25 protein-coding genes are annotated in these 24,645 nt (G+C 67.9%); 18 read left to right on the top strand and 7 right to left on the bottom strand.

Annotated elements, in window-relative coordinates:
* The first annotated feature begins 14 nt into the window (after positions 1–14).
* Complete coding sequence (locus G3N62_RS08410) at positions 15–452, top strand: PaaI family thioesterase (protein ID WP_034186970.1); 438 nt, start codon at positions 15–17, stop codon at positions 450–452.
* A 146-nt stretch (positions 453–598) separates the two neighbouring features.
* On the top strand, positions 599–1,651 hold the full coding sequence (locus G3N62_RS08405; protein ID WP_124607970.1) for an NADP(H)-dependent aldo-keto reductase: 1,053 nt from the start codon (positions 599–601) through the stop codon (positions 1,649–1,651).
* A 77-nt stretch (positions 1,652–1,728) separates the two neighbouring features.
* Here G3N62_RS08405 and G3N62_RS08400 read toward each other — a convergent pair whose 3' ends face one another.
* Together G3N62_RS08400 and G3N62_RS08395 are read right to left on the bottom strand one after the other, a co-directional pair.
* On the bottom strand, positions 1,729–3,015 hold the full coding sequence (locus G3N62_RS08400) for an MFS transporter (RefSeq protein ID WP_124607969.1): 1,287 nt from the start codon (positions 3,013–3,015) through the stop codon (positions 1,729–1,731).
* A 35-nt stretch (positions 3,016–3,050) separates the two neighbouring features.
* A complete protein-coding gene (locus G3N62_RS08395; protein WP_034186967.1) occupies positions 3,051–4,472 on the bottom strand; it encodes a M20 family metallopeptidase in 1,422 nt (473 codons plus the stop codon).
* Between the two features lie 165 nt (positions 4,473–4,637).
* Here G3N62_RS08395 and G3N62_RS08390 point away from each other — a divergent pair, with 165 nt between their 5' ends.
* From G3N62_RS08390 to G3N62_RS08375, 4 genes are all read left to right on the top strand, one after another.
* Entirely contained in the window at positions 4,638–5,585 is a 948-nt protein-coding gene (locus G3N62_RS08390; RefSeq protein ID WP_069705171.1) for a LysR substrate-binding domain-containing protein, read from the top strand.
* Between the two features lie 69 nt (positions 5,586–5,654).
* Positions 5,655–6,782 carry a tRNA 2-selenouridine(34) synthase MnmH gene (gene mnmH, locus G3N62_RS08385; protein ID WP_034186966.1) on the top strand — a complete coding sequence of 376 codons (1,128 nt, stop codon included), beginning with the start codon at positions 5,655–5,657 and terminating at the stop codon, positions 6,780–6,782.
* Complete coding sequence (locus tag G3N62_RS08380) at positions 6,779–7,837, top strand: permease (protein ID WP_034186965.1); 1,059 nt, start codon at positions 6,779–6,781, stop codon at positions 7,835–7,837. Before mnmH ends, G3N62_RS08380 begins: the two co-directional genes overlap by 4 nt.
* Before the next feature lie 96 nt (positions 7,838–7,933).
* Entirely contained in the window at positions 7,934–8,356 is a 423-nt protein-coding gene (locus G3N62_RS08375; RefSeq protein WP_034186964.1) for a hypothetical protein, read from the top strand.
* Positions 8,357–8,393: 37 nt separating this feature from the next.
* Here G3N62_RS08375 and G3N62_RS08370 read toward each other — a convergent pair whose 3' ends face one another.
* Complete coding sequence (locus tag G3N62_RS08370; protein ID WP_034186963.1) at positions 8,394–9,227, bottom strand: ABC transporter permease; 834 nt, start codon at positions 9,225–9,227, stop codon at positions 8,394–8,396.
* Positions 9,228–9,233: 6 nt separating this feature from the next.
* On the bottom strand, positions 9,234–10,148 hold the full coding sequence (gene nodI, locus G3N62_RS08365; RefSeq protein ID WP_034186962.1) for a nodulation factor ABC transporter ATP-binding protein NodI: 915 nt from the start codon (positions 10,146–10,148) through the stop codon (positions 9,234–9,236).
* 332 nt (positions 10,149–10,480) lie between these two features.
* Between nodI and G3N62_RS08360 the strand changes: the two genes are divergently transcribed.
* The gene (locus G3N62_RS08360; protein ID WP_034186961.1) at positions 10,481–10,978 is read left to right on the top strand and encodes a universal stress protein; all 498 of its coding nucleotides are present in this window, start codon (positions 10,481–10,483) and stop codon (positions 10,976–10,978) included.
* Positions 10,979–11,061: 83 nt separating this feature from the next.
* Here G3N62_RS08360 and G3N62_RS08355 read toward each other — a convergent pair whose 3' ends face one another.
* The 3 genes from G3N62_RS08355 to lexA are packed head-to-tail and all read right to left on the bottom strand — an operon-like array spanning position 11,062 to position 12,805.
* Positions 11,062–11,766, bottom strand: coding sequence for a DUF2939 domain-containing protein (locus G3N62_RS08355; RefSeq protein ID WP_124669103.1), 705 nt, complete (start codon positions 11,764–11,766; stop codon positions 11,062–11,064).
* 29 nt (positions 11,767–11,795) lie between these two features.
* The gene (locus G3N62_RS08350) at positions 11,796–12,131 is read right to left on the bottom strand and encodes a hypothetical protein (RefSeq protein ID WP_006476078.1); all 336 of its coding nucleotides are present in this window, start codon (positions 12,129–12,131) and stop codon (positions 11,796–11,798) included.
* A gap of 26 nt (positions 12,132–12,157) precedes the next feature.
* Positions 12,158–12,805 (bottom strand): transcriptional repressor LexA, encoded by a 648-nt coding sequence (gene lexA, locus G3N62_RS08345; RefSeq protein WP_006754655.1) that lies wholly within the window; start codon positions 12,803–12,805, stop codon positions 12,158–12,160.
* 264 nt (positions 12,806–13,069) lie between these two features.
* On the opposite strand from lexA, the gene G3N62_RS08340 reads away from it, so the two are divergent.
* The 11 genes from G3N62_RS08340 to G3N62_RS08290 form a co-directional block, all read left to right on the top strand.
* Positions 13,070–14,107, top strand: coding sequence for a sulfate ABC transporter substrate-binding protein (locus G3N62_RS08340; RefSeq protein WP_034186958.1), 1,038 nt, complete (start codon positions 13,070–13,072; stop codon positions 14,105–14,107).
* A 121-nt stretch (positions 14,108–14,228) separates the two neighbouring features.
* Positions 14,229–15,122, top strand: coding sequence for a sulfate ABC transporter permease subunit CysT (gene cysT / locus G3N62_RS08335; protein WP_034186957.1), 894 nt, complete (start codon positions 14,229–14,231; stop codon positions 15,120–15,122).
* The gene (cysW, locus tag G3N62_RS08330; protein ID WP_034186956.1) at positions 15,119–16,060 is read left to right on the top strand and encodes a sulfate ABC transporter permease subunit CysW; all 942 of its coding nucleotides are present in this window, start codon (positions 15,119–15,121) and stop codon (positions 16,058–16,060) included. The genes cysT and cysW overlap by 4 nt, the downstream gene beginning before the upstream one ends.
* A 13-nt stretch (positions 16,061–16,073) precedes the next feature.
* Positions 16,074–17,132: a sulfate ABC transporter ATP-binding protein gene (locus G3N62_RS08325; protein WP_034186955.1), complete on the top strand. Its 1,059-nt coding sequence runs from the start codon at positions 16,074–16,076 to the stop codon at positions 17,130–17,132.
* Positions 17,133–17,207: 75 nt separating this feature from the next.
* Entirely contained in the window at positions 17,208–18,134 is a 927-nt protein-coding gene (locus tag G3N62_RS08320) for a CysB family HTH-type transcriptional regulator (protein ID WP_034186954.1), read from the top strand.
* Positions 18,135–18,466: 332 nt separating this feature from the next.
* Positions 18,467–18,853, top strand: coding sequence for a DUF805 domain-containing protein (locus G3N62_RS08315; RefSeq protein WP_124669102.1), 387 nt, complete (start codon positions 18,467–18,469; stop codon positions 18,851–18,853).
* Positions 18,854–19,166: 313 nt separating this feature from the next.
* On the top strand, positions 19,167–20,117 hold the full coding sequence (locus tag G3N62_RS08310) for a sugar ABC transporter substrate-binding protein (protein ID WP_034186953.1): 951 nt from the start codon (positions 19,167–19,169) through the stop codon (positions 20,115–20,117).
* Between the two features lie 145 nt (positions 20,118–20,262).
* A complete protein-coding gene (locus G3N62_RS08305) occupies positions 20,263–21,876 on the top strand; it encodes a sugar ABC transporter ATP-binding protein (RefSeq protein WP_124669101.1) in 1,614 nt (537 codons plus the stop codon).
* The gene (locus G3N62_RS08300; protein WP_059557765.1) at positions 21,873–22,892 is read left to right on the top strand and encodes an ABC transporter permease; all 1,020 of its coding nucleotides are present in this window, start codon (positions 21,873–21,875) and stop codon (positions 22,890–22,892) included. Before G3N62_RS08305 ends, G3N62_RS08300 begins: the two co-directional genes overlap by 4 nt.
* A gap of 35 nt (positions 22,893–22,927) precedes the next feature.
* Complete coding sequence (locus G3N62_RS08295) at positions 22,928–23,959, top strand: LacI family DNA-binding transcriptional regulator (protein ID WP_034186950.1); 1,032 nt, start codon at positions 22,928–22,930, stop codon at positions 23,957–23,959.
* On the top strand, positions 23,956–24,645 hold a 690-nt coding region (locus G3N62_RS08290; RefSeq protein ID WP_206141224.1), incomplete at its 3' end, for a PfkB family carbohydrate kinase. The genes G3N62_RS08295 and G3N62_RS08290, both read left to right, overlap by 4 nt.

Here is a 24,645-nt window from a genome sequence, read left to right as displayed (position 1 = left end):
CCGGAGACAACCCGATGAATCCGCTTTCCCTGTCAGGTCTCGATCTGCTGCGCGCAGCCGTCTCGGGCGATGCGCCGCTCGCGTCGATTTCCGAGACGATTCCGATGCGCCCGCTCGACGTCGAACTCGGTTACGTGAAGTTTTCCGCGCGGGCGGACGGCCGTCACCTGAATCCGCTCGGCGGCGTGCATGGCGGGTTCGCCGCGACGGTGCTCGATTCGGTCACGGGGTGCGCGGTGCATTCGATGCTCGACGCGGGCGTCGGCTACGGCACGGTCGACCTGCACGTGAAGATGCTGCGGCCGGTGCCGCGCGACGTCGATCTGGTCGCGGAAGGGCGCGTGATTCACCTGTCGCGTTCGCTGGGCGTCGCCGAGGGGACGCTGAAGACGCCGGACGACAAGATCGTCGCGCATGCGTCGGCGACCTGCTTTATCCAGCGGCCGCAGTAACGGCGGGCCGCAACGCTGCCGTCCGGGCCCGCGGGGGACGCGCCGGGCGGCGTCGAAGGCGGCTTGTAAGCATGCGCGGCGCACATCTGAAGCGGTCGCTTCAATGTGATAGCGTTTCTGCTTTCCACCGACGCGACAGGAACAGCATGGAATACCGCACACTCGGCGATTCGGGCATCGAGGTCAGCCTGATCGGGCTCGGCACGATGACGTGGGGCGAACAGAACTCGGAGCGCGACGCGCACGAGCAGATCGACTACGCGATCGCGCAGGGCGTGACGCTGATCGATGCCGCGGAGATGTATCCGGTGCCGCCGAAGCCCGACACGCAAGGCCGCACCGAGCAGTACATCGGCACCTGGCTCGCTCAGCATCGTGCGCAGCGCGAGCGCGTCGTGCTCGCGACGAAGATCGCGGGCCCCGCGCGGCAGCCGCACAACCCGCGCCATATCCGCGGCGAGGGCAACCAGTTCGATCGCAAGAACCTGACCGAAGCGCTCGACGGCAGTCTCAAGCGGCTGCAGACCGACTATGTCGACCTCTATCAACTGCACTGGCCCGATCGCAGCACGACGACGTTCGGCCGTCCCGCGTATCCGTGGGTCGACGACGCCTACACGGTCCCGATCGAGGAAACGCTCGGTGTGCTCGCGGAATTCGTGAAGGCCGGCAAGGTGCGCGCGATCGGCGTGTCGAACGAAACGCCGTGGGGCGTCGCGCAGTTCCTGCGCGCGGCCGAGAAACTCGGGCTGCCGCGTATCGCGAGCATCCAGAATCCGTACAGCCTGCTGAACCGCACGTTCGAGAACGGGCTGTCGGAATTCACGCATCGCGACGGCGTGGGCCTGCTCGCGTACTCGCCGCTCGCGTTCGGCTGGCTGTCCGGCAAGTACGAGAACGGCGCGCGTCCGGCCGGTGCGCGCATCACGCTGTTCGAGCGCTTCCAGCGCTACAGCAAGCCGCAGGCCGTCGAGGCGACGTCGCGTTACGTCGCGCTCGCGCAGCGCCACGGGCTGTCGCCCGCGCAGCTCGCGCTCGCGTTCGTCAACAGCCGGCCGTTCGTGCGCAGCAACCTGGTCGGCGCGACGTCGCTCGAGCAGTTGAAGGAGAACATCGGCAGCATCGACGTGAAACTGTCCGACGAGATCCTTGCCGAGATCGACGCGCTGCACGAACGGCAGCCGAACCCGGCGCCGTAAACGGCGCGCGGCCCGGGCGGCAGCGATGCCGCGACGGGCCGCACCGGCGGCGCAGCGATGCGCTGCCCCTGCCCGGGTTATCGCATCTTGAGCCGCGTGCGCGCGACGAACAGCGCGGCGAGGCTCAGCACCGCGCAGCCCATCAGATAGAGCGCGGGCGACAGCCGGTTGCCGGTCGCGCTGATCAGCCAGGTGATCATGAACGGCGCAAAGCCGCCGAACAACGTGACGCCCGTGTTGTAGCTGACCGCGAGCCCCGTTGCGCGCGTCTGCGACGGGAACAGTTCGGCCATCAGCGCCGGCAGCGCGCCGCAGTACATCGCCTTCAGCACGCCGATCCAGACCAGTGCGGCGAGCATCGTCGCGAACGACGCGTGATGTGTCAGCCACGCGAACGTCGGCCACACGGTGCCGAGCATCAGCAATGCCGCGGCCGCCATCATGCGGATGCGCCCGGTGCTGTCTGACAGATGGCCGATGACCGGCGTGACGAGCGTCAGCACGAAGCCGGTCGCGAGCGTTGCCGCGAATCCGGTCGACGCAGGCAGCCCGAGCTGCTTGATCGCGTAAGTCGGCATGTACAGGATCATGTAGTTGATCGCGGTCGAGATCACGAGCGCGCCGATCGACAGCAGCACCCGCACCTTCTGCTCCGCGAACAGCTCGCGCACCGGCGCTTCGGAGCGCGCCTGCGTCTTGAACTCGACGCCTTCGTCGACATAACGGCGGATATACAGCCCGACCGGGCCGATCGCGAGCCCGAACAGGAATGGCACGCGCCAGCCCCAGCTTTCGAGCTGCGCGGGTGTCAGCGTGGCCGTCAGCAATGCGCCGAAGCCCGACGCGAGCAGCGTCGCGAGGCCCTGGCTCGCGAACTGCCAGCTCGACATGAAGCCGCGCCGCTGCGGCGCGTGTTCGACGAGGAACGCGGTCGAGCTCGCGAATTCGCCGCCGGCGGAAAAGCCCTGCATCAACCGCGACAGCATGATCCCGAGCGGCGCGAGAATGCCGATCGACGCGTAGGTCGGCATCAGCGCGATCAGCAACGTGCCGGCCATCATCATCGCGATCGACAGCAGCAGCGATGCCTTGCGGCCCGCGCGGTCCGCATAGGCACCGAGCACGAAACCGCCGATCGGCCGGATCAGGTAGGACAGCCCGAACGTGCCGAGCGTCAGCATCAGCGACGTCGCTTCGCTCGTCGCGGGGAAGAACAGCTTGGCGATCGTCACCGCGAAGAAGCCGTAGACGATCAGGTCGAACCATTCGAGCGCGTTCCCGATCGACGCCGCGAAGATGATGCGCCGGATCTTCGCCGCGCTGGGGCGGGCGGCGTCCTGCGAGGTCAGGGTGGTCGTGTTCATCGTATGGGCAGGTCCCGAGAAAGGGGCAAAGCGCGTTACAGGGCGGCGCCGGCCGCGGCGGATGCCGCGCGGCGAACGGGCGGCGCGTCGTCGCCGAGATCCCAGAAGAGGCCGGCCATCATCTGCAGCCCCTCGCTGACGACGCTCGCGAGCAGGTGCTCGTCGGGCGCGTGTTGCGAGCACGCCGGGTACGAGTGCGGCACCCATAGCGTCGGCAGCCCGAGCGTGTCGGCGAACACCTCGTTCGGCAGCGTGCCGCCGAGATTCGGCAGGATCGCGGGCTTCTTGCCGGTGGTGCGCGCCAGCGACGCGACGGCCCAGCGGACCCACGGATCGTCCGGCGGCACACGCGTGGCCGGCGCGCCGCGTTCGACGTCGATTTCGATGTCGGTGAACCCGTGCGCGTCGAGGTGCGCGCGCAGGTGCGCATGCAGCGCTTCCCAGTCGGTGCCGACGACGAAACGCAACTGGCAGTGCGCGTACGCGACGGGCGGGATCGCGTTGACGGGATGCTCGGGATTGCCGGCCTTGAATGCGAGGATCTCGAACGTGTTCCAGCCGAACACGCGCTCGGCCGCGGTGAGGCCGGGCTCGCCCCAGTCGGCATCGAGGGCCGGGTCGCCCGGGCCGCCGCCGACGGAAAGGTCGGCGAGCGCGTCGCGCACGGCGGCCGGGATCGGCGGCGGGCGCAGTCCCTCGACGCGAATCGCGCCGCGTGCGTCGACGAGGCTCGCAAGCGCATGCGCGAGCACGATCGCCGGATTGCGCAACAACCCGCCCCAGTTGCCGGAATGGTGTGCGCCGTCGCGGGCGCGCAGGCTCAGCTTGAAGTTGACCGAGCCGCGCGAGCCGAGGAACACGGTCGGGCGCGCGGCGGCGATGCGCGGGCCGTCGGACGCGATCAGCACGTCGGCCGCGAGCGCGTCGCGCGCCTGGCGGCACAGCGCGTCGAGCCCCGGCGACCCCGTTTCCTCGCCCATTTCGATCAGCAGTTTCGCGTTGAAGCCGAGCCGGCCGCCGCGTGCGTCGAGCACGCTTGCGAGCGCGGCGAGGTTGATGGTGTGCTGGCCCTTGTTGTCGGCGCTGCCGCGGCCATACCAGCGGTCGCCGTCGGCCGTCAGCGTCCACGGCGACAGCGGCGCGCGCCACTGCGCGTCGTAGCCGCGCACGACGTCGCCGTGGCCGTAGATCAGCACGGTCGGCAGTGCATCGTCTTCATGGCGCGACGCGAGCAGGAACGGGCCGCCGCCAGCGACGGGGTTGTCGACGATCCGCGAGGTGAAGCCGAGGCGGGCGGCCTCGGGTGCGATCTCGTCGGTCAGGTACGCGCGCAGCGCGGCGTCGTTGCCGCTGTCCTGGCTTTCGGTGCGCAGGCCGACGCGGCGGCTCAGGGTCGTGAAGAACGCGCCGGATTCGAACTGGTTCAGCGCGTGCTGGATGGCGGCGGTACGGCTCAAGTCGTATCTCCTCTGACGGGGGCGCTACACGCGCGGACCGCGCATGCAACGTGAAGTGCGATCGATTCTAGGAAGCCGTTTTTTTTGTCACAATGATCGAATTTCGAACCTTTCTTTGCCGAAAAGGCAAAGCGGCGCGGCCGGATGCGGCGCGGAGACAGAACGATGGCGGCTTTCCTGCATGGCCTGGCGTTGCGGTATTTCGTCGAAGTGGCGCGCACCGGCTCGATCAGCGACGCGTCCGCGCGGCTGCACGTGGCCGTGTCGGCGATCAGCCGGCAGATCGCGAAGCTCGAGAGCGAGCTCGGCGCGCCGCTCTTCGAGCGGCGGCCGCGCGGGATGGCGCTGTCGGAGGCCGGCGAGCGGCTGCTGGCGTTCGCGCAGCGCAGCCTGCTGGAAGCCGAGCACGTGATGAAGGACATCGGCGGCCTCGACGCGCTGCACGGCAGCCTGCTGAAGATCGCGTGTTCCGAAGGGTTCGCGATCGATTTTCTGCCCGGCGCGCTCGCAAGCTTCAAGGCGCGCCACCCGGGCGTCGATTTCACCATGTGGGTCGTGTCGCCGGCGGAAGCGACGCGGCGCGTGCGCGACGGCGATGCGGACATCGCGCTGACGTTCAGTCTTGCGCCGGAGAAGGGGGTGCGCGTCGAGCATACCGAGCGCGCGCCGGTCTTCGCGCTGGTGCGGCACGATCATCCGCTCGCGACGCGCGACGCGGTGTCGCTCGCCGATGTCGCGCGGCACGCGCATGTGCTGCCCGAGGCCGGCACGACGGTGCGCCAGCTGATCGACATTGCGTGTGCGCTCGACGGGCTGCTGCTCGAGCCCGAACTGACGAGCAACAACACGGCTGCGATGTACGGCTACGCGCGGCGCACGGGGGCGGTGATGTTCACGGGGCTGCTGTCGGTACGCGACCGTTTCGATGCGGACGGTTTCGTCGTCGTGCCCGTGACGAACCCGCAGCTGCGCGAGCGCAGCATCCAGGTGCAGACGATGGCGGGGCGCGATCTGCCCGCGTCGGTACGTGCGTTCCGCGACCACCTGATCGACGCGATGCGGGTTGCATCGACGCCGCCGACGGCCGAGCGCGGCCCGAGACGCCGGCCGTGAGATAATCGTCAATCCGCCTTCCGTGCCCATGCGGCTCTTCGAGCCGCATCGCCCCTGTTCGACGCCAAATTGAAGAACCTGATTGTCACCCTCGATCGCGCCGGCGAGTTCGACGAGATCATCGACGTGCGCACGCCGCTCGAGTTCGCCGAGGATCATATCCCCGGCGCGCTGAACGCGCCCGTGCTCAGCAACGAGGAGCGCGTGCTCGTCGGCACGATGTACCGCCAGGTATCGCCGTACGAGGCGACGCGCGTCGGGGCGGCGATGGTCGCGCGCAACATCGCGCGCCATCTCGACACGACGTTCGCCGACCGGCCGCGCAACTGGCGGCCGCTGATCTACTGCTGGCGCGGCGGCAAGCGCTCGGGTTCGATGACGACCTGGTTCAACCTGATCGGCTGGAAGGCGCGCCAGCTCGACGGCGGGTACAAGTCGTACCGCCAGTCGGTGTGCGCGACGCTCGATTCGCTGCCGACGCGCTTTCGCTACATCGCGCTCGTCGGCCATACCGGCTGCGGCAAGACGCGCCTGCTGAACGCATTGCGCGACGTAGGCGCACAGACGCTCGATCTCGAGGCGCTCGCGTGCCATCGCGGCTCGCTGCTCGGCGCGCTGCCGGGCAAGCCGCAGCCCGCGCAGAAGGGGTTCGATTCGGGGCTCGTCGAAACGCTTGCACGTTTCGACCCCGAATGGCCGGTGTTCGTCGAATCGGAAAGCCGCAGGATCGGGCTCGTGCAGTTGCCGATCGCGCTGATCGAAGCGTTTCATGCCGGCCCGTGGGTACATGTCGAGGCGGCGCACGACGAACGGATCGCGTTCCTTCTCGACGATTACGCGCACCTGTTCGACGAACCGGACGCGTTCAAGGCGCAACTTCATCGGCTGATCGGCCTGCATAGCCGTGAACAGGTGACGCACTGGAAGGCGTTGATCGATGCGAACGCGCGCGCCGAACTGTTCACCGAACTGATCGACAGGCATTACGATCCCGCCTACGCACGAACCTACCGCGCGGTCTACAACAAGCCGAACCGGGCGCTGACGTTCACGTTCCGGCCCAACGCCGCCGACGTGCGCGATCAGGCGCGCACGCTGCTGGCCGAACTCGCGCGAGCCGGGTTGCCCGCATCGGCCGCGCTTGCCGCGGGCACGCAATCCAAAACCGACAAAGACCAATCGACGACTACACGATGACGACCACACGCACCCAACCCAATCCGGCGCTCGGCTGGATGACCTTCCTGTTGATCGCGGTCGCGGGACTGTTCTATGTGAAATGGTTTCCGTACTACAACAAGGCGTTCGTCGCCGCCGAGCACCATTCGATCGGCCAGTCGATCCTGATGGGCACGTCGGCGAGCGCCCCCGAGCCGTCGTTGAAGGCCGCGCTCGACTACGCCTGGGCGTACGGCAAGGCGATCTGGCAGGCGATGGTGCTCGGCCTGCTGCTCGGCTCGGCCGTGCAGGCGCTGCTGCCCGCGCACTGGGTCGCGCGCGTGCTGGGCCGGACCGGATTCGGCAGCGTTGCCGCGGGCGGCCTGCTGTCGCTGCCCGGGATGATGTGCACGTGCTGCGCGGCGCCGGTCGTCGCGGGGCTGCGCGCACGCCATGCGTCGCCGGGCGGCGCGGTCGCGTTCTGGCTCGGCAACACGGTGCTCAACCCGGCCGCGCTGGTGTTCATGGGTTTCGTGCTCGGCTGGCACTGGAGCGCGCTGCGCCTCGTGCTCGGTATCGCGATGGTGTTCGGGATCGGCTATCTGCTGAACCGCATCGCGCGGCCTGAAGACCGCAGCATCGACGATGCGCAGCTCGCCGCGCTGGCGGCCGAGCAGGCCGCGGCCGGCAATCCGTTCGTCCGCTGGGTGAAGCTGCTCGCGCGCATGGCCGTGCGACTCGTGCCCGAATACATCGTGCTCGTGCTGCTGCTTGGCGCCGCGCGCGCATGGCTGTTCCCGCATATCGGCCCGGACATCGGCAATCATCTCGGCTGGATCGTCGCATTCGCGGTCGCGGGCATGCTGTTCGTGATCCCGACGGCCGGCGAGGTGCCGATCATCCAGGCGATGCTGTCGCTCGGCATGGGTGTCGGCCCGGCCGCCGCGCTGCTGATGACGCTGCCGCCGATCAGCGTGCCGTCGCTCGCGATGCTCGCGCGCTCGTTCAAGCCGTACATGCTGGCGATCGTCGCGACGCTCGTTGTCGTATTCGGGATCGTGAGCGGCTTGCTCGCGCTCGCGCTCGGGTTCTGACGCGCGCAAGCCCGGTGCGATAGCCGTATTCATATTCATCCGGCGCCGCCGCTTCACGCGCGCGGTGCCCTTTACAAGAAGCAAACAGGAAAACGCATGACCCAACCGAAGATTCATCCTCGACTCGAAAAGGCGCTGACGCGCGGCGATCTCGCGATCCGCCAGGCCAATTCCGCGCGGGCGACTGCCGTGTTGAACGCACTCGGCACGATGATCATCGAGGCCTCCGCAACGATCGGCGTCGAGGCCAGCATCGACATTCCGCAGGGCGACCGCATTTACGATCCCGTCAACGGCGTGTGGCCGCAGAAGATGCTGGTGTCGTTCGACGGCCCGGTGGAGGAGGCCGACAAGGAAGAGCTGCGCTCGGTCTATCTGGTGGCCGACGATCCGGGTACGCAGTTCCGCGTCGAATGGCATCGCGCGGACGGCAAGCTCGGTCGCCAGGAAGGCGGCCCGCTCGCGACCGTCGCGTTCCTGACCGACGTCGAGATCCCGTGGAGCGACGACGACGAGTAACGTCGTCGCATCAGACCGGCGCCTGGTGCGCCGGCCGTCAGCGCATCATCCGCCGCCGGAACAGCCACGCGGACAGCACGAATCCGCCGACCGCGTAGCCGGCGAGCACCGCGACGTGCAACGCGATGTCGGTTGCCGGGCGGCCGAGCATCGCGGGCCGGATCAGTTCGACCGCGTTCGCGAGCGGCAGCGCCTGGGCGGCGTGCTGCGCGACCGGCGGCAACTGCGTGATCGGGAAGAACACGCCCGACAGCAGCAGCATCGGCGTCAGCACGAGCGTCTGATAAAACATGAAGAAATCGTAGGACGGCGCAAGCGCCGTCACGATCATCGCGACGCTGGCAAACGCGAGGCCCGCGAGCGCGATCACGGGCAGCGCCGCGAGCATCGACGGAAATCGCGCATAGCCGAGCGCACCCGCGACCAGCATGATCGCGACCCCCGACAGCATCGCCTTGCTGGCCCCCCAGACGATCTCGCCGAGCACGATGTCGCCGAGCGCGAGCGGCGTATGCATGATCGCTTCCCAGGTACGCTGCACGTGCATCCGCGAGAAACCCGAATACATCGACTCGAAGCTCGCGGACATCATCACGCTCGACCCGACCGTGCCGGCCGCGAGGAACGCGATATACGACACCCCGTCGACGTGGCCGAGCATCAGGCCGAGCCCGAAACCCAGCCCGAACAGATAGATCATCGGATCGGCAAGATTGCCGAACATCGATGCGAGCGCGAGCTTGCGCCAGACGAGATAGTTGCGACGCCAGACGGCAATCCAGTTGGTGGCGTTCGCGGGCATCGCGATCGCGAAGCGTGATTCGCGCGAAGGCGCGGACGGTGTGGCGGCGGAATAGTTGCGCACGTCCATGATCGATCAGTCCTGCATTTCGCGGCCCGTGAGCCGCAGGAATACATCTTCCAGATTGGCCGGGCGGTGCAGATAGCGCAACCCCGTGCGACCCTTGAGTCTCGCGCTGAGCGGCTCCGCGTCGCTCACATAGCAGAACAGCGTCTCGCCGCTGATCTCGGTGCGCTTCGCGAATGCCGACAACTCGTCGCGCAGCGCGGCCGGATCCGGCCCGTAGATCTCGATCACGTCGCAGCCGATCTCCGATTCGATCAGCGCGTGCGGCGCGCCCTCGGCGATCTTGCGGCCTTCCTCGATCACGCATAGCCGGTCGCACAGGCGTTCGGCTTCTTCCATGAAGTGCGTCGTGATCAGGATCGTCTTGCCGCGCGCGAGCAGCGAGCGCAAGCGCTCCCACATCAGGTGCCGCGCTTGCGGATCGAGGCCCGTCGTCGGTTCGTCGAGCACCAGCACGTCGGGATCGTTGACGAGCGCGCGGGCGAGCGTGAGGCGACGCCGCATGCCGCCCGACAGTTCACCGACCTTCGCCTCGGCCTTGCTCTCGAGCTTCGCGAATTCGAGCAGTGGCGGTACGAGTGCGCGCGCGGCTTGCGCCGATATCCCGAAATAGCGGCTGAACACGAGCAGATTCTCGCGGACGGTGAAGTCGGGGTCGAGATTGTCGAACTGCGGGACGACACCGACGCGCTGGCGTGCATGCCGCGCACGCGACGGAACCGGTTCGCCGCACAGGGAAATGGTGCCGGCATCGGGATGCGCGAGGCCGAGCAGCATCTTCAGCGTGGTGGTCTTGCCGGCGCCGTTCGGGCCGAGCAGGCCGTAGCATTCGCCGGCCTGCACGTTGAAGGACAGGCCGTTGACGACGAGCTTGTCGCCATAGCGTTTTTCGACGTTGCGGAAATCGATCGGTGCGACGGACATGGGCATGTTGTCGTTGTAAGCGGGCGCGCGTGGCTATCCGATGCGTGGCCGGCAAGCGAACGGATCGCGCGAATGCGTGTCACACGGGCATGACCGAAGCGCGCGACGCCGGCGTGGCGATGGCCCGCTGGAGTACGAACGGGCCATTCTAGTGCATCGGCTGCGTCTCTTCAGGGCATGCCTGCACGGTGCGATGCATGCGGGCACCGATCGTGCACTGCATCATCGCGCACGCGCCGAGCGGGGCGAATCAGCGTTTTCCATCCCTTGCATCCTGAATTGCGGCGCACCATGATGAATGCGTAGGCTCGTTGTCGCGATAGGGAGGTTTCATGGCCAGTTACAACAAGATTTTGCTGTGTTACGACGGCACGCTCGAAGGGCGCAAGGCACTGCGCTGCGGTGCCAATCTCGCAATGGACCTGAAGGCGGAGACGCACTTGCTGTCGGTTGTCGACATGCGTTCGAGCATTGCGCAAAGCGCAGGTCTGCTGACGGATGTCGCGTGCGGCCGGTTCGAGGAAACCGCGCGGGAAATCCTGCAGGAAGGCGTGAACTGGCTGCGTGAGCGCGGCGTGCAGGCCGAAGGCCATTTCGCATTCGGTTATCCGATCGACGAAATCGCGAATCTCGCGACGGAACTGAAGGTCGATCTCGTCGTCGTCGGCCACCGGTGCCGCAGCGGGCTGTCGAGATGGTGGATGGGGTCGGGCAATACGCAACTGCTCGATCGCGTGAACTGCAGCATCCTGGTGGCGTGTTCGTCCGCGCAGGAGCAGAAGGAAGAAATCGCGCGCGAGCGTGAAGCGGCCATCGCGAACGGCAAATGATCGAATGATGCGATGACGGCCCGACCGGCGCTGCGAGCCGGTCGGGCGCCGCTGCATCAGCGGTGCGGGTACCGCGCAGCCTGCTACGCGTGCAGGTCGATCGCGGACAATTTCCACGAGAACAGGCCGGAGCGGTGGAATATCGCCGCATAGCGCGTGCTGTCGGCGCTGCGCTGGTACGTGACGACGAATTCATCGATATTCCGGTATCCCGCGCTGGTTTGCTGCTGATGCGGCGGATGCGTTGCATCGCCCGCGCTGGCCGGCGCGGCAGACGTGGATGCGGGTGATGACGCAGCCGTTGCGGCCGCGTTGCTGACGGGGCCGGCGGCGCTCGCCGGCGCCGGACGGGCGGGCGTGTTGGCTGACGCATCGACTTGCGGCTGATTCGACCATTCGGGCGGACGCTCGCCCGGATTGCCGCGCGGCGGCAATCCGCTCATCAGCGCGGCCACGCCCTCCGGCGTCGCGTACGCATCGACCAGCGGGCCGATCAGTGCGGACCCGATCAGCGCGCCGATCACCGCGAACGGATTGTTCTTCTTCACCGCGTCGATCCGGCGCATCAACTCTTCAGTCACCTGCTGCTTTAGGCTGATGCGCAGCGACGGAAAATCGACGTATTCGCTGATGGCCTGCGCGTCGCGCGCGTCGATCGCCGATTTCAGGCGACCGAGCGCGACGTACGGCGACGCGTACGCGTAGCCGACCGCCGCCACGACGGCGACGGCCAGCACGACGATCAGCAGGGGCTTGAGCCGCCATGCGCGGCCCGACGATCCAGTCACGTTGCCTCCGGTGCGGAGATGTTCCGCAATCAGAGACCACCCGGCGTAGCCGATCGTTCCTCCGCGATGCAGCGGTCGATCATCCGGCATACGGCGTCGATCGTGCCGACCATGATCAGCCGCGAACGGCCGTGATAGACGCGCACCGGCGCGCGGCGCGCCGGTTCCGCATGATTCAGGCCGGCGTTCAGCGATACCCGCGCGAACGCGGGGAGCGCCGACGGCAGCAGGGACGCCTGCCGTTCGACTGCGACTTCTTCTTGCACGGGCGCGGCCGCGGACAGCGGTGCGCAGGGCGTGCGGCCGCGCAGATGACGCAGGCGGCCGAATTGACGGAAAGGCAGCAGACGGGCAAGGCGTTCCATGATGTTCTCCTCAGCGAGACGGAATGTCAGAGTTCGCCTGATCGGATCAGTCCGACGGCGATGCCTTCCAGCGCGAACTCCGCGCTGCCGGCCTTGACGAAGATGTTTTCGTAATCCGGGTTCTCCGCGATCAGCTCGAGACCGCCAGGCCGGCGCATCAGGCGCTTGACCGTGACGTCGTCGCCGAGACGCGCGACGATGATCTGGCCGTCCTTTGCCTCCGTGCGCTTCTGCACGGCGAGGAGGTCGCCGTCGAGAATGCCGGCGTCGCGCATCGACAGGCCGCGCACCTTCAGCAGGTAGTCGGGCTTGCTCGTGAACAGCGCGGGATCGCACGCGTAGTGCTGCGAGATGTGCTCCTGCGCGAGGATCGGGCTACCGGCCGCGACGCGGCCGACGAGCGGCAGCGACAGCTGCATCAGGCCGGCGTGCGGCAGCGTGAACTGATGCGGGGCGTCGTCGATGCCGAGCAGGCGGATGCCGCGCGACGCGCCGGCGGCCAGCTCGATCACGCCCTTGCGCGCCAGCGCGCGCAGGTGCTCCTCGGCCGCATTCGGCGAACTGAAGCCCAGCTCGGCCGCGATCTCGGCACGGGTGGGCGGGAATCCGGAGCGCTCGATCGCGCGACGGATCAAGTCGAACACTTGCTGCTGACGGGCGGTGAGTTTGGTCATGGCTCAACTGTATGGATAGACAGTGAGCTGTATTTTTATACAGTACTTCGCGAATTTCAAGTGTTACGTGAGGTTCGACGCGATCGCGCCGGTTCCGGCGTGATTTTGCGACGCCCTGACGGCGGTTTATCTGCCGCAACCGTCCGTCCCGTCTGCGTTAGCACTTTTGAGTATTAAAAAATGAGGAACGATTATTTTTAATCATGTAACCCGTTCGCTAGACTGGCCCGACATCGCAATACCGACAACACTGGAGAACCAAGGATGGCGAAGCGCAATACGGGGCTGGTGGGCGGAGTGGGCCGCCTGATCGCAACACTCGCGCTGGGCGCGGCGGCGGCGCTGGGCGTCGCGACGCATGCCCAGGCCGATACGACGTTCCTGAACGTGTCGTACGACCCGACGCGCGAGCTGTATCAGGACTTCAACCAGGCGTTCGGCAAGGAGTGGAAGGCGAAGACGGGCGAGACCGTCAACTTCAAGCAGTCGCACGGCGGGTCGGGCGCGCAGGCGCGCTCGGTGCTCGACGGCCTGCAGGCCGACGTCGTCACGCTGGCGCTCGCGTACGACATCGACGCGCTCGCGAACAAGGGGCTCGTGAACAAGGACTGGCAGAAGCGCCTGCCCGACAACGCGTCGCCGTACACGTCGACGATCGTGTTCCTGGTGCGCAAGGGCAATCCGAAGGGGATCAAGGACTGGGACGACCTGACCAAGCCGGGCATCTCGATCGTCACGCCGAACCCGAAGACGTCGGGCGGCGCACGCTGGAACTACCTGGCGGCATGGGCGTACGCGGTGCACAAGCCGGGCGGCAACGAGCAGACGGCCAAGGAATTCGTCACGAAGCTCTACAAGAACGCCGGCGTGCTCGATTCGGGCGCGCGGGGCGCGACGACGAGTTTCGTGCAGCGCGGCATCGGCGACGTGCTGATCGCGTGGGAAAACGAGGCATTCCTGTCGGTGAAGGAATTCGGCACCGACAAGTTCGAGATCGTCGTGCCGTCGGTGAGCATCCTGGCCGAGCCGCCCGTCGCGGTGGTCGACAAGGTGGTCGACAAGAAGGGCACGCGCAAGCTGGCCGAAGCGTACCTGAACTTCCTGTACAGCCCGCAGGGCCAGGAGATCGCGGCGCGCAACTACTACCGGCCGCGTTCGAAGAACGTGCCGGCGGAACTGACGAAGCAGTTCCCGAAGCTGAAGCTGTACACGGTCGACGACACGTTCGGCGGCTGGACGAATGCGCAGAAGACGCATTTCGCGGACGGCGGCGTGTTCGACTCGATCTACAAGCCGCAGTAACGCCATAACGACAGCGGCGCGCCACGCAGCGCGCCGCCTCCCCGACGGCCCGCCGGCGCGATTCACTGCGCCGGCGTTTGCGTCGGACCCGTGAGCAGCATCGACCCAGCAAGAGCATCCGATGACGACGTACACCTTTCGCAAGCCGAGCGCGCTGCCCGGTTTCGGCGTGACACTCGGCATCACGGTGGCCTATTTGAGCCTCGTGGTGCTGATCCCGCTCGCCGCCACGTTCCTGAAGACCGCGACGCTGTCGTGGGACCAGTTCGTCACCGCCGTCACGTCGCCGCGCGTGCTCGCGTCGTACCGGCTGACGTTCTCGGCCGCGCTCGGCGGCGCGCTGATCAACGCCGTGTTCGGTTTCCTCGTCGCGTGGGTGCTCGTGCGCTACACGTTCCCGTTCAAGCGCCTCGTCGATGCGATCGTCGACCTGCCGTTCGCGCTGCCGACGTCGGTCGCCGGCATCTCGCTCGCGGCCGTCTACGCGACCAACGGCTGGGTCGGCCAGTATCTCGCGCCGCTCGGCATCAAGATCGCGTTCACGCCGGCCGGCGTGCTGGTCGCGCTGACCTTCATCGGGCTGCCGTTCGTCGTGCGCACCGTGCAGCCGGTGCTCGAGGATTTCGAGCGCGAGCAGGAGGAAGCGGCCGCATGCCTCGGCGCGTCGCGCTGGCTCACGTTCCGCCGCGTCGTGCTGCCGGCCGTGCTGCCGGCGCTCCTCACCGGCTTCGCGCTCGCGTTCGCGCGTGCGCTCGGCGAATACGGCTCGGTGATCTTCATCGCCGGCAACGTGCCGATGAAATCCGAGATCACGTCGCTGCTGATCATCACGAAGCTCGAGCAGTACGACTACGCGGGCGCGACCGCGCTGGCGGTCGTGATGCTGGTCGTGTCGTTCCTGATGCTGCTGCTGATCAACACGCTGCAGTGGTATCTGCAGCGGCGGACGAGCAAGGGCGCAAGCGGCCCCGCGCCCGCCACCGTCGCCGCCGTCGCGGCAGGAGGCCAGCAATGAGCCAGGAGGCCACCGTCGTGCTGAAAACCCCGTCGCCGGCCGTGCGCGCCACGAAACGGCTCGATCCCGTCAGCGAGTCGCGCGTCGTGCGCTGGCTGCTCACGGGCATCGCGCTGGCGTTCCTCGCGTTCTTCCTCGTCGTGCCGCTCGCCGCGGTGTTCGTCGAGGCGCTGCGCAAGGGCGTCGGCTTCTATCTCGAATCGCTGGCCGATCCCGACGCGTGGTCGGCGATCAAGCTGACGCTGACCGTCGCCGTGATCGCCGTGCCGCTGAACCTCGTGTTCGGCGTGTGCGCGTCGTGGGCGATCGCGAAGTTCGAATTCCGCGGCAAGGCGCTGCTGACGACGCTGATCGACCTGCCGTTCTCGGTGTCGCCGGTGATCTCGGGCCTCGTGTACGTGCTGCTGTTCGGCGCGCAGGGCTGGCTCGGGCCGTGGCTGCAGAACCACGACGTGCAGATCATCTTCGCGGTGCCGGGCATCGTGCTCGCGACGATCTTCGTCACGTTCCCGTTCGTCGCGCGCGAGCTGATCCCGCTGATGCAGGCGCAAGGCACCGACGAGGAGGAGGCCGCGCGTGTGCTCGGCGCGTCGGGCTGGCAGATCTTCCGCCGCGTGACGCTGCCGAACGTGAAGTGGGGCCTGCTGTACGGCGTGATCCTGTGCAATGCGCGCGCGATGGGCGAGTTCGGTGCGGTGTCGGTCGTGTCGGGCCATATCCGCGGCCAGACCGACACGATGCCGCTGCACGTCGAGATCCTGTACAACGAATACAACTTCGCGGCGGCGTTCGCGGTGGCGTCGGTGCTCGCGCTGCTCGCGCTCGTCACGCTCGCGCTGAAGCTGATCGCCGAGCGTCATCTCGCCGCCGAACTGGCCGGCGCCAGCGACACCGCGCCCGCACATGCCGGCCCCGCCGCCGTTTCGTCGAAATCGTAAAGAGGCAACCAGAATGGGTATCACCGTCCGTAACCTTCAGAAGCGCTTCGGCGATTTCACGGCGCTCGACAACGTCTCGCTCGACTTTCCGCCGGGCGAGCTGGTCGCGCTGCTCGGGCCGTCCGGCTGCGGCAAGACCACGCTGCTGCGCGTGATCGCGGGCCTCGAGCACGCGGACGCCGGCCAGGTCGTGCTGCAGGGGCTCGACGTCGCGTCGGTCGGCGCGCGCGACCGCCAGGTCGGCTTCGTGTTCCAGCACTACGCGCTGTTCCGCCACATGACCGTATTCGAGAACGTCGCGTTCGGGCTGCGCGTGAAGCCGCGCCGCGAGCGGCCGTCGGAAGCCGTGATCCGCGAGAAGGTGCACGAGTTGCTGAAACTGGTGCAGCTCGACTGGCTCGCGCAGCGCTATCCGTCCGAACTGTCGGGCGGCCAGCGCCAGCGTATCGCGCTCGCCCGCGCGCTCGCGGTCGAGCCGAAGGTGCTGCTGCTCGACGAGCCGTTCGGCGCGCTCGACGCGAAGGTCCGCAAGGAGCTGCGCGGCTGGTTGCGCCGGCTGCACGACGACCTGCACATCTCGACGATCTTCGTCACGCACGACCAGGAGGAGGCGCTGGAAGTCGCGGACCGCATCGTCGTGCTGAACCGCGGCCACGTCGAGCAGGTCGGCAGCCCGCAGGACGTCTACGATCATCCGCAAAGCGCGTTCGTGTACGAGTTCCTCGGCGCGGCGAACCGGCTGCCGGGCACGGTGGCCGGGCGCGGCTTCGTGGCCGAGGGCGCGGCCGCGCCGATCGAGGTCGACGCCGATTTCGCGGGCCCCGCGAATGCCTACGTGCGACCGCACGACCTGCAGCTGTGGCCGGCGGGCGAAGGGCACCGGGACGGCATCGCGGTGGACGTGCGCCGCGTGATCCCGCTCGGCGGTTCGGTGCGCGTGGAGCTTGAGGCGCGCGCGGGCGGCGCGCTCGAGGCGGAACTGGATCGCGATGCATGGCGTGCGCTGTCGCTGCAGGTCGGCGACGGTGCGACGGCCGTGCCGCGCGCGGTGCGTGTCTTTCCCGCGCGTTGACGAGACAATACAGGGCAGGGGGCGGGACATGCTCCGAATCGACAATCAAACAACGACAGCCTAAGAGGCATACCCATGAATTTTCAGCAATTGCGGTTCGTGCGCGAAGCGGTGCGCCAGAACATGAACCTGACGGAAGTCGCGAACGTGCTGTATACGTCGCAGTCGGGCGTGTCGAAGCAGATCAAGGATCTCGAGGATGAACTGGGCGTCGACATCTTCATTCGGCGCGGCAAACGGCTGACGGGGCTCACGGAGCCCGGCAAGGCGGTGCACCAGCTGATCGAGCGGATGCTGCTCGACGCCGAGAACCTGCGCCGCGTCGCGCGCCAGTTCGCCGACCAGGACAGCGGCCACCTCGTCGTCGCGACGACGCACACGCAGGCGCGCTACGCGCTGCCGAAGGTGATCCGGCAGTTCACCGAGGTGTTCCCGAAGGTGCATCTGGCGTTGCGCCAGGGCAGCCCGCAGCAGATCGCGCAGATGATCCTGAACGGCGAAGCCGATCTCGGCATCTCGACCGAGGCGCTCGACCGCTATCCGGACATCGTGACGTTCCCGTGCTATTCGTGGCATCACACGGTCGTCGTGCCGAAGGGCCATCCGCTCGTCGGCCGCGAGAACCTGACGCTCGAGGAAATCGCCGAGTATCCGATCATCACGTACGACCAGGACTTCACGGGCCGCTCGCACATCGACCAGGCGTTCACGCAGGCGGGCGCCGTGCCGGACGTCGTGCTGACCGCGATCGACGCGGACGTGATCAAGACCTACGTCGAACTCGGGATGGGGATCGGCGTCGTCGCTGCAATGGCCTACGATCCGCAGCGCGACACCGGGCTCGTCGCGCTCGATACGCAGCACCTGTTCGAGGCGAGCACGACGCGCGTCGGGCTGCGCAAGGGCGCGTTCCTGCGCGCCTATGCGTACCGGCTGATCGAGATGTTCGCGCCGCACCTGAACGAAGCGGAAATCGCGGGGCTGTTGCGCGAAGCCGTTTGACGGTTGCGCGCCTCGCGCGCCGTCCGGGCCGTTGCCGCGGATGGCGCGCCGTGCGCGCACGGCACCGAACATCCGGCGGCGGCGAAATGGCCGCCGGCGCGATGACCTGATTCATCGAACCATCGGCTGTGCCCGCCGCTCCCGGCCGGGCCCTTCGCCGGATGCGGCGTTCAGCATGCGTTCTCCTGCCGACAGAACAACCAGAGACGGCACGGGCGAGCGCGTCGATCCGGTTTCGGCCTCTCGGCCGGGCCATGATTCGGAAGATATGATTCAATGCGCGTGCATGGTCTGATGGCGGGCGTTCACGCCGCACGACGAAGGGGCGAGCAATGAATCCGACATGGTTTCTCTTTTCCTTCAAAGGCCGGACCGAGCGCCTGCCGTGGTGGATCTACTCGCTGGTTTCCGGGTTGATCGGCGCGTTCCTCGATGCCGGTTCGCGCGGTTCACCGGACGACGATCTGCCGCTGGCAGTGGCGCTCGTCGCCGGCGCGATCGCCGTCGTGGCAACGTGGTCGTGGCTGGCGGTTACCGTGAAGCGGCTGCACGACATCGACAAGTCGGGGTGGTGGGCGCTGCTGCTCGTCGTGCCGATCGTCGGTGCGATCGCGTTGTTCGTGATGAACGGTTTCATCGCCGGTACGCCGCATGCGAACCGCTTCGGCGAGCCGCCGTCGGTCGATGAAGCGACGCCTGCGCCGCAGGACCCTGCGTGATGCGCGGCAAGCCGCGACTGTCGCATTTGCGCGTCGTGCAGCCCGATCGCACACTCCGAATAAACCCTTAAATATTGATCAGACAGGTTGCGCGGCGAAGCGAATCGGTACAGCATAGCCTTCACTCCGCCGGCGTCCCGCCGGCGGTGGCGCGTCAACGACAGCACGCGCCAGGCAGTCGGCCGTCTGCCTCGCTTCCATTCCGTGGTACCGACAGCAGCATTGATGGCCATTGCCCGGGTAGTGTGGCGCAAACGTTTGCTCACATTAAAACAACAGTCCGGCCCGACGGGCCAGTCGCCAGGAGATGTGTATGAATGTCCGCTTTCGCCGTCGCTTCCTGACCGCCGCGCTCGCCGCCGTCGCGGTCGCCGCCGCCCCGGCCGTCCACGCGCAGTCCGCGGCCAAGCCGAAGGTCGCGCTCGTGATGAAGTCGCTCGCCAACGAGTTCTTCCTGACCATGGAAACCGGCGCGAAGGATTACCAGAAGCACAACGCGAATCAGTTCGACCTGATCACCAACGGCATCAAGGACGAGACCGACACCGCGAACCAGATCCGCATCGTCGAGCAGATGATCGTGTCGAAGGTCGATGCGATCGTGCTCGCGCCGGCCGACTCGAAGGCACTCGTGCCGGTCGTGAAGAAAGCCGTCGATGCGGGCATCGTCGTCGTGAACATCGACAACCGGCTCGATCCCGACGTGCTGAAGTCGAAGAACCTGAACGTGCCGTTCGTCGGCCCGGACAACCGCAAGGGGGCGCGCAAGATCGGCGACTACCTTGCGAAGCGGCTGAAGGCGGGCGACCAGGTCGGCATCGTCGAAGGCGTGTCGACGACGACCAACGCACAGCAGCGCACGGCCGGCTTCCAGGACGCGATGAAGGCGGGCGGGATGAAGGTGGTGTCCGTGCAGTCGGGCGAATGGGAAATCGACAAGGGCAATGCGGTGGCTGCCGCGATGCTCAACGAATACCCGAACCTGAAGGCGCTGCTGTGCGGCAACGACAACATGGCGATCGGCGCCGTGTCGGCCGTGCGCGCGGCCGGCAAGCAGGGCAAGGTGCTCGTGGTCGGCTACGACAACATCAACGCGATCAAGCCGATGCTGAAGGACGGCCGCGTGCTCGCGACCGCCGATCAGTACGCGGCGAAGCAGGCCGTATTCGGCATCGACACGGCGCTGAAGGCGATCGCCGAGCATCGCAAGCAGGCCGACATGTCCGGCGTGGTCGAGACGCCGGTGGATCTCGTGACGAAGTAACGCGACTCCGGTCCGGCCGCCGCCCTCAAGAATCCGGCGTGGCGGCCGTTATCCGGAGTGAGCGCGATCACGGCCACTGCATGCACATGCACTTGTGAGCGTCATACCCGCGCGCCGCGTGCGCGCGGCCGCAATCAGGATCGCGATGGAACCGACCTTCCAACCCTCCCGTTCAGCCCAACCCGTGCTGTCCGTATCCGGCATCGGCAAGACCTATGGCGAACCCGTGCTCGCCGATGTCACGCTGACGCTCGAGGCGGGCCAGGCGCTCGCGCTGACGGGCGAGAACGGCGCCGGCAAGAGCACGCTGTCGAAGATCATCGGCGGGCTCGTCGATCCGACCACCGGCACGATGCAGCTCGGCGGCCACGCCTACGCGCCGGCGAGCCGCACGCAGGCCGAGGCGCTCGGCGTGCGCATGGTGATGCAGGAGCTGAACCTGCTGCCGACGCTGACGGTCGCCGAAAACCTGTTCCTGAACCGCCTGCCGCGGCGCTTCGGGATCATCGATCGCGCGCGGCTGCGCGAGGACGCGCGGGCCGCGATGGCACAGGTCGGGCTCGATGCGGTCGATCCCGATACGCCGGTCGGCGCACTCGGCATCGGCCATCAGCAGATGGTCGAGATCGCGCGCAACCTGATCGGCGACTGCCGCGTGCTGATTCTCGACGAGCCGACCGCGATGCTGACCGCGCGCGAAGTCGAGCTGCTGTTCGACCAGATCGACCGGCTGAAGGCGCGCGGCGTCGCGATCGTCTATATCTCGCACCGTCTCGAGGAGCTCGCGCGCGTCGCCGAGCGCGTCGCGGTGCTGCGCGACGGCCGGCTCGTGCACGCGGGCGACATGGCCGCGACGACGTCCGACGGGCTCGTCACGCTGATGGTCGGGCGCGAGATCGGCGAGCAAATCGATCTCGGCGAGCGCCGTATCGGCGCGCCGCGGCTCGTCGTGTCGGGGCTCACGCGCGGGACGGCCGTGCGCGACGTGTCGCTCGAGGTGCGCGCGGGCGAGATCTTCGGCATCTCGGGCTTGATCGGCGCGGGACGCACCGAGTTGCTGCGGCTGATCTACGGCGCCGATACGCCGGATGCGGGGACGATCGCGGTCGGCCAGCCGCCCAAGCCGGCGAAGATCGATTCCCCCGTCGACGCGGTGAAGCTGGGCATCGCGCTGATTACCGAGGATCGCAAGGGTGAAGGGCTGCTGCTGTCGCAGTCGATCACCGCGAACGTGTCGCTCGGCCAGCTCGACCGGCTCGCACGCGGTGGCGTCGTCGATGCCACGCGCGAGACGGCGCTTGCCGAGCGGCAGATCGACGCGTTGCGGATCCGCACGCACGGTGCGGCGCAGGCGGTCGGCGAGCTGTCGGGCGGCAACCAGCAGAAGGTCGTGATCGGCCGCTGGCTCGCCCGCGACATGGGCGTGCTGCTGTTCGACGAGCCGACGCGCGGGATCGACGTCGGCGCCAAATTCGAGATCTACACGCTGATGGGCGCGCTCGCGCGCGAAGGCCGGTCGCTCGTCGTCGTGTCGAGCGACCTGCGCGAGCTGATGCTGATCTGCGACCGGATCGGCGTGATGTCGGCCGGCCGCATGACCGCCGTGTTCGAGCGCGGCAACTGGACCCAGGATGCGCTGCTGGCCGCGGCATTCGCCGGCTTCGGCCGCGAGACGCCGCCGGGCGGCGCGCAACATCCGGACGCGGGGCAGGCGCCAGGCGCCGCCCCCGGCAATTCGACGACAGGACCCCAGCAATGACCCAGCCTCCCGTATCCCCGACCGACGCAGGCGCCCAGCAGGACGTGACGGGGCGCCGCGCGCGCACGCTGTCCGGCACGCGCCTCGGCCTGTCGAACTATCTCGGGCTCGCCGGTGCGCTCGCCGCGATGATCGCGCTGTTTTCGGTGTTGAGCTCGCATTTCCTGACCTACGATACGTTCAGCACGATCGCGAACCAGATTCCCGATCTCGTCGTGATGTCGGTCGGGATGACCTTCGTGCTGATCATCGCCGGGATCGACCTGTCGGTCGGCTCGGTGCTCGCGCTCGCCGCGTCGATGGTCAGCGTCGCCGCGCTGAAATGGCAGTGGGGGCCGCTGCCGGCCGCGCTGATCGGGATCGCGGTCGCGACCGTCACGGGGGCGCTGACGGGGGCGGTCACGGTCGGCTGGCGGATTCCGTCGTTCATCGTGTCGCTCGGCGTGCTGGAGGCCGCGCGCGGCCTCGCGTACCAGCTGACGAATTCGCGGACGGCGTATATCGGCGACGCGTTCGATTTCCTGTCGAACCCGATCGCGCTCGGCATCTCGCCGGCGTTCCTGATCGCGGTCGCGGTGATGATCGCGGCCCAGTTCGTGCTCACGCGCACGGTGTTCGGGCGCTACCTCGTCGGGATCGGCACGAACGAAGAAGCCGTCCGACTTGCCGGGGTTAACCCGCGTCCGTATAAAATTCTCGTATTCGCGTTGATGGGGGCGCTCGCGGGGCTTGCGTCGCTGTTCCAGATTTCGCGGCTCGAGGCGGCCGATCCGAACGCGGGCGCGGGTCTCGAACTGCAGGTCATCGCGGCCGTCGTGATCGGCGGCACGAGCCTGATGGGCGGGCGCGGCTCGGTGATCAGCACGTTCTTCGGCGTGTTGATCATCTCCGTGCTGGCCGCGGGGCTGGCGCAGATCGGGGCGAACGAGCCGACGAAACGGATCATCACCGGCGCGGTGATCGTGGTGGCCGTCGTGCTCGATACGTATCGCAGCCGGCGGGCGCGCGCGCGGTAGAAAGACAGACAGAACAGACCAGAGAGAAACGGGAAATGGCGACGATCAAGGATGTGGCAGCCATGGCGGGCGTGTCGTTTACGACCGTCTCGCACGTGGTGAACAATTCGCGGCCGGTGTCCGCGGATGTGCGTGCGAAGGTCGAGGGCGCAATCCGCGAGCTCAATTACGTGCCGTCGGCCGTGGCGCGCTCGCTGAAGGCGCGGGCGACGGCGACCATCGGCCTCGTCGTGCCGAACAGCACGAATCCGTACTTCGCGGAGCTTGCGCGCGGCATCGAGGATCAGTGCGCGGCCAACGGCTATTGCGTGTTCTTCTGCAATTCGGACGACGATCCCGTGAAGCAGCGCAACTACCTGCGCGTGCTGCAGGAAAAGCGCATCGACGGGCTGATCGTCGCATCGGCCGGCGAGGATGCGGTGCTCGCACAGACGCTCGCGGATATCCATGCGCCGCTCGTCGTCGTCGACCGCAACATCGAGGGGCTTGCGGCCGACCTCGTGCAGATCGACCACGAGCGCGGCGCGTACCTCGCGACGCGCCACCTGCTCGAACTCGGGCACGCGAAGATCGGCTGCATCACGGGGCCGACCGACACGGCCGTCAGCGCGATGCGCGTGCACGGCTTCATCCGCGCGATGGCCGAGCGCGGCGTCGACATCGTGCCGGGCGCGATCGCGGAAAGCGACTTCTCGTGCCTCGGCGGCTATCACGCGGCGTCGCGGCTGTTCGAATCGGTGCGGCCGAGCGCGATTTTCGCGGGCAACGACCTGATGGGCGTCGGCGCGCTGCGCGCGGCGGCCGAGCGCGGGCTGCGCGTGCCCGACGACTGCTCGATCATCGGTTTCGACGACATCGAGTTTTCCCGCTACACGTATCCCGCGCTGTCGACGGTCGGCCAGTCGGTGCGCGCGCTCGGCGAAATGGCCGCGCAGACGCTGATCGAGAGGATCGGCGGTGGCTCGACGGCCGTGCCGAGCCGTCGTCGCGTGGTGTCGCCGCGCCTCGTGCTGCGCGAGTCGACGGCGGTCTATCGCGAGCCGCCCGCGTCGGGCGGCCGCGCATGACGGCGCTTGCAGCGGGTGCCGGCCGCGTCACGGTGGTCGGCAGCCTCAACATGGATCTCGTCGTGCGGGCGCCGCGGCTGCCGCTGCCGGGCGAAACGCTCGCCGGGCATGCGTTTGCCCAGGCGGCCGGCGGCAAGGGCGGCAACCAGGCCGTCGCCGCCGCGCGGCTCGGTGCGCAGGTCGCGATGATCGGTTGCGTCGGCGCGGATGCGCACGGCGCGGCATTGCGCGCGGGCCTGGAAGCCGAGGGCATCGACTGCACCGGGCTCGCGACGAGCGCGTCGGCGTCGACCGGCGTCGCGCTGATCGTCGTCGACGACGCGAGCCAGAACGCGATCGTGATCGTCGCGGGCGGCAACGGCGAGGTCACGCCCGCGACGGTTGCACGGCACGAGGCCGCGCTGGCGTCGGCCGACGTGCTGATCTGCCAGCTCGAAACGCCGCCGGACGCCGTATTCGCGGCGCTGTCGGCCGGGCGGCGGCTCGGCCGCACGGTGGTGCTCAATCCGGCGCCGGCCGTCGCGCCGCTGCCGGCGGGCTGGCTGCCGCTCGTCGATTACCTGATCCCGAACGAGGTCGAGGCGGCCGCGCTGACCGCGCTGCCGGTGCGCGACCCGGCGGAGGCGGAAACCGCCGCGCGTGCGCTGCAGGCCGGCGGCGCGCGCAACGTGCTGGTCACGCTCGGA

The organism is Burkholderia sp. Tr-20355 (assembly GCF_017104685.1).
Taxonomy (GTDB): Bacteria; Pseudomonadota; Gammaproteobacteria; order Burkholderiales; family Burkholderiaceae; genus Burkholderia; species Burkholderia seminalis.
This window is presented reverse-complemented; position numbering and strand designations above follow the sequence as displayed.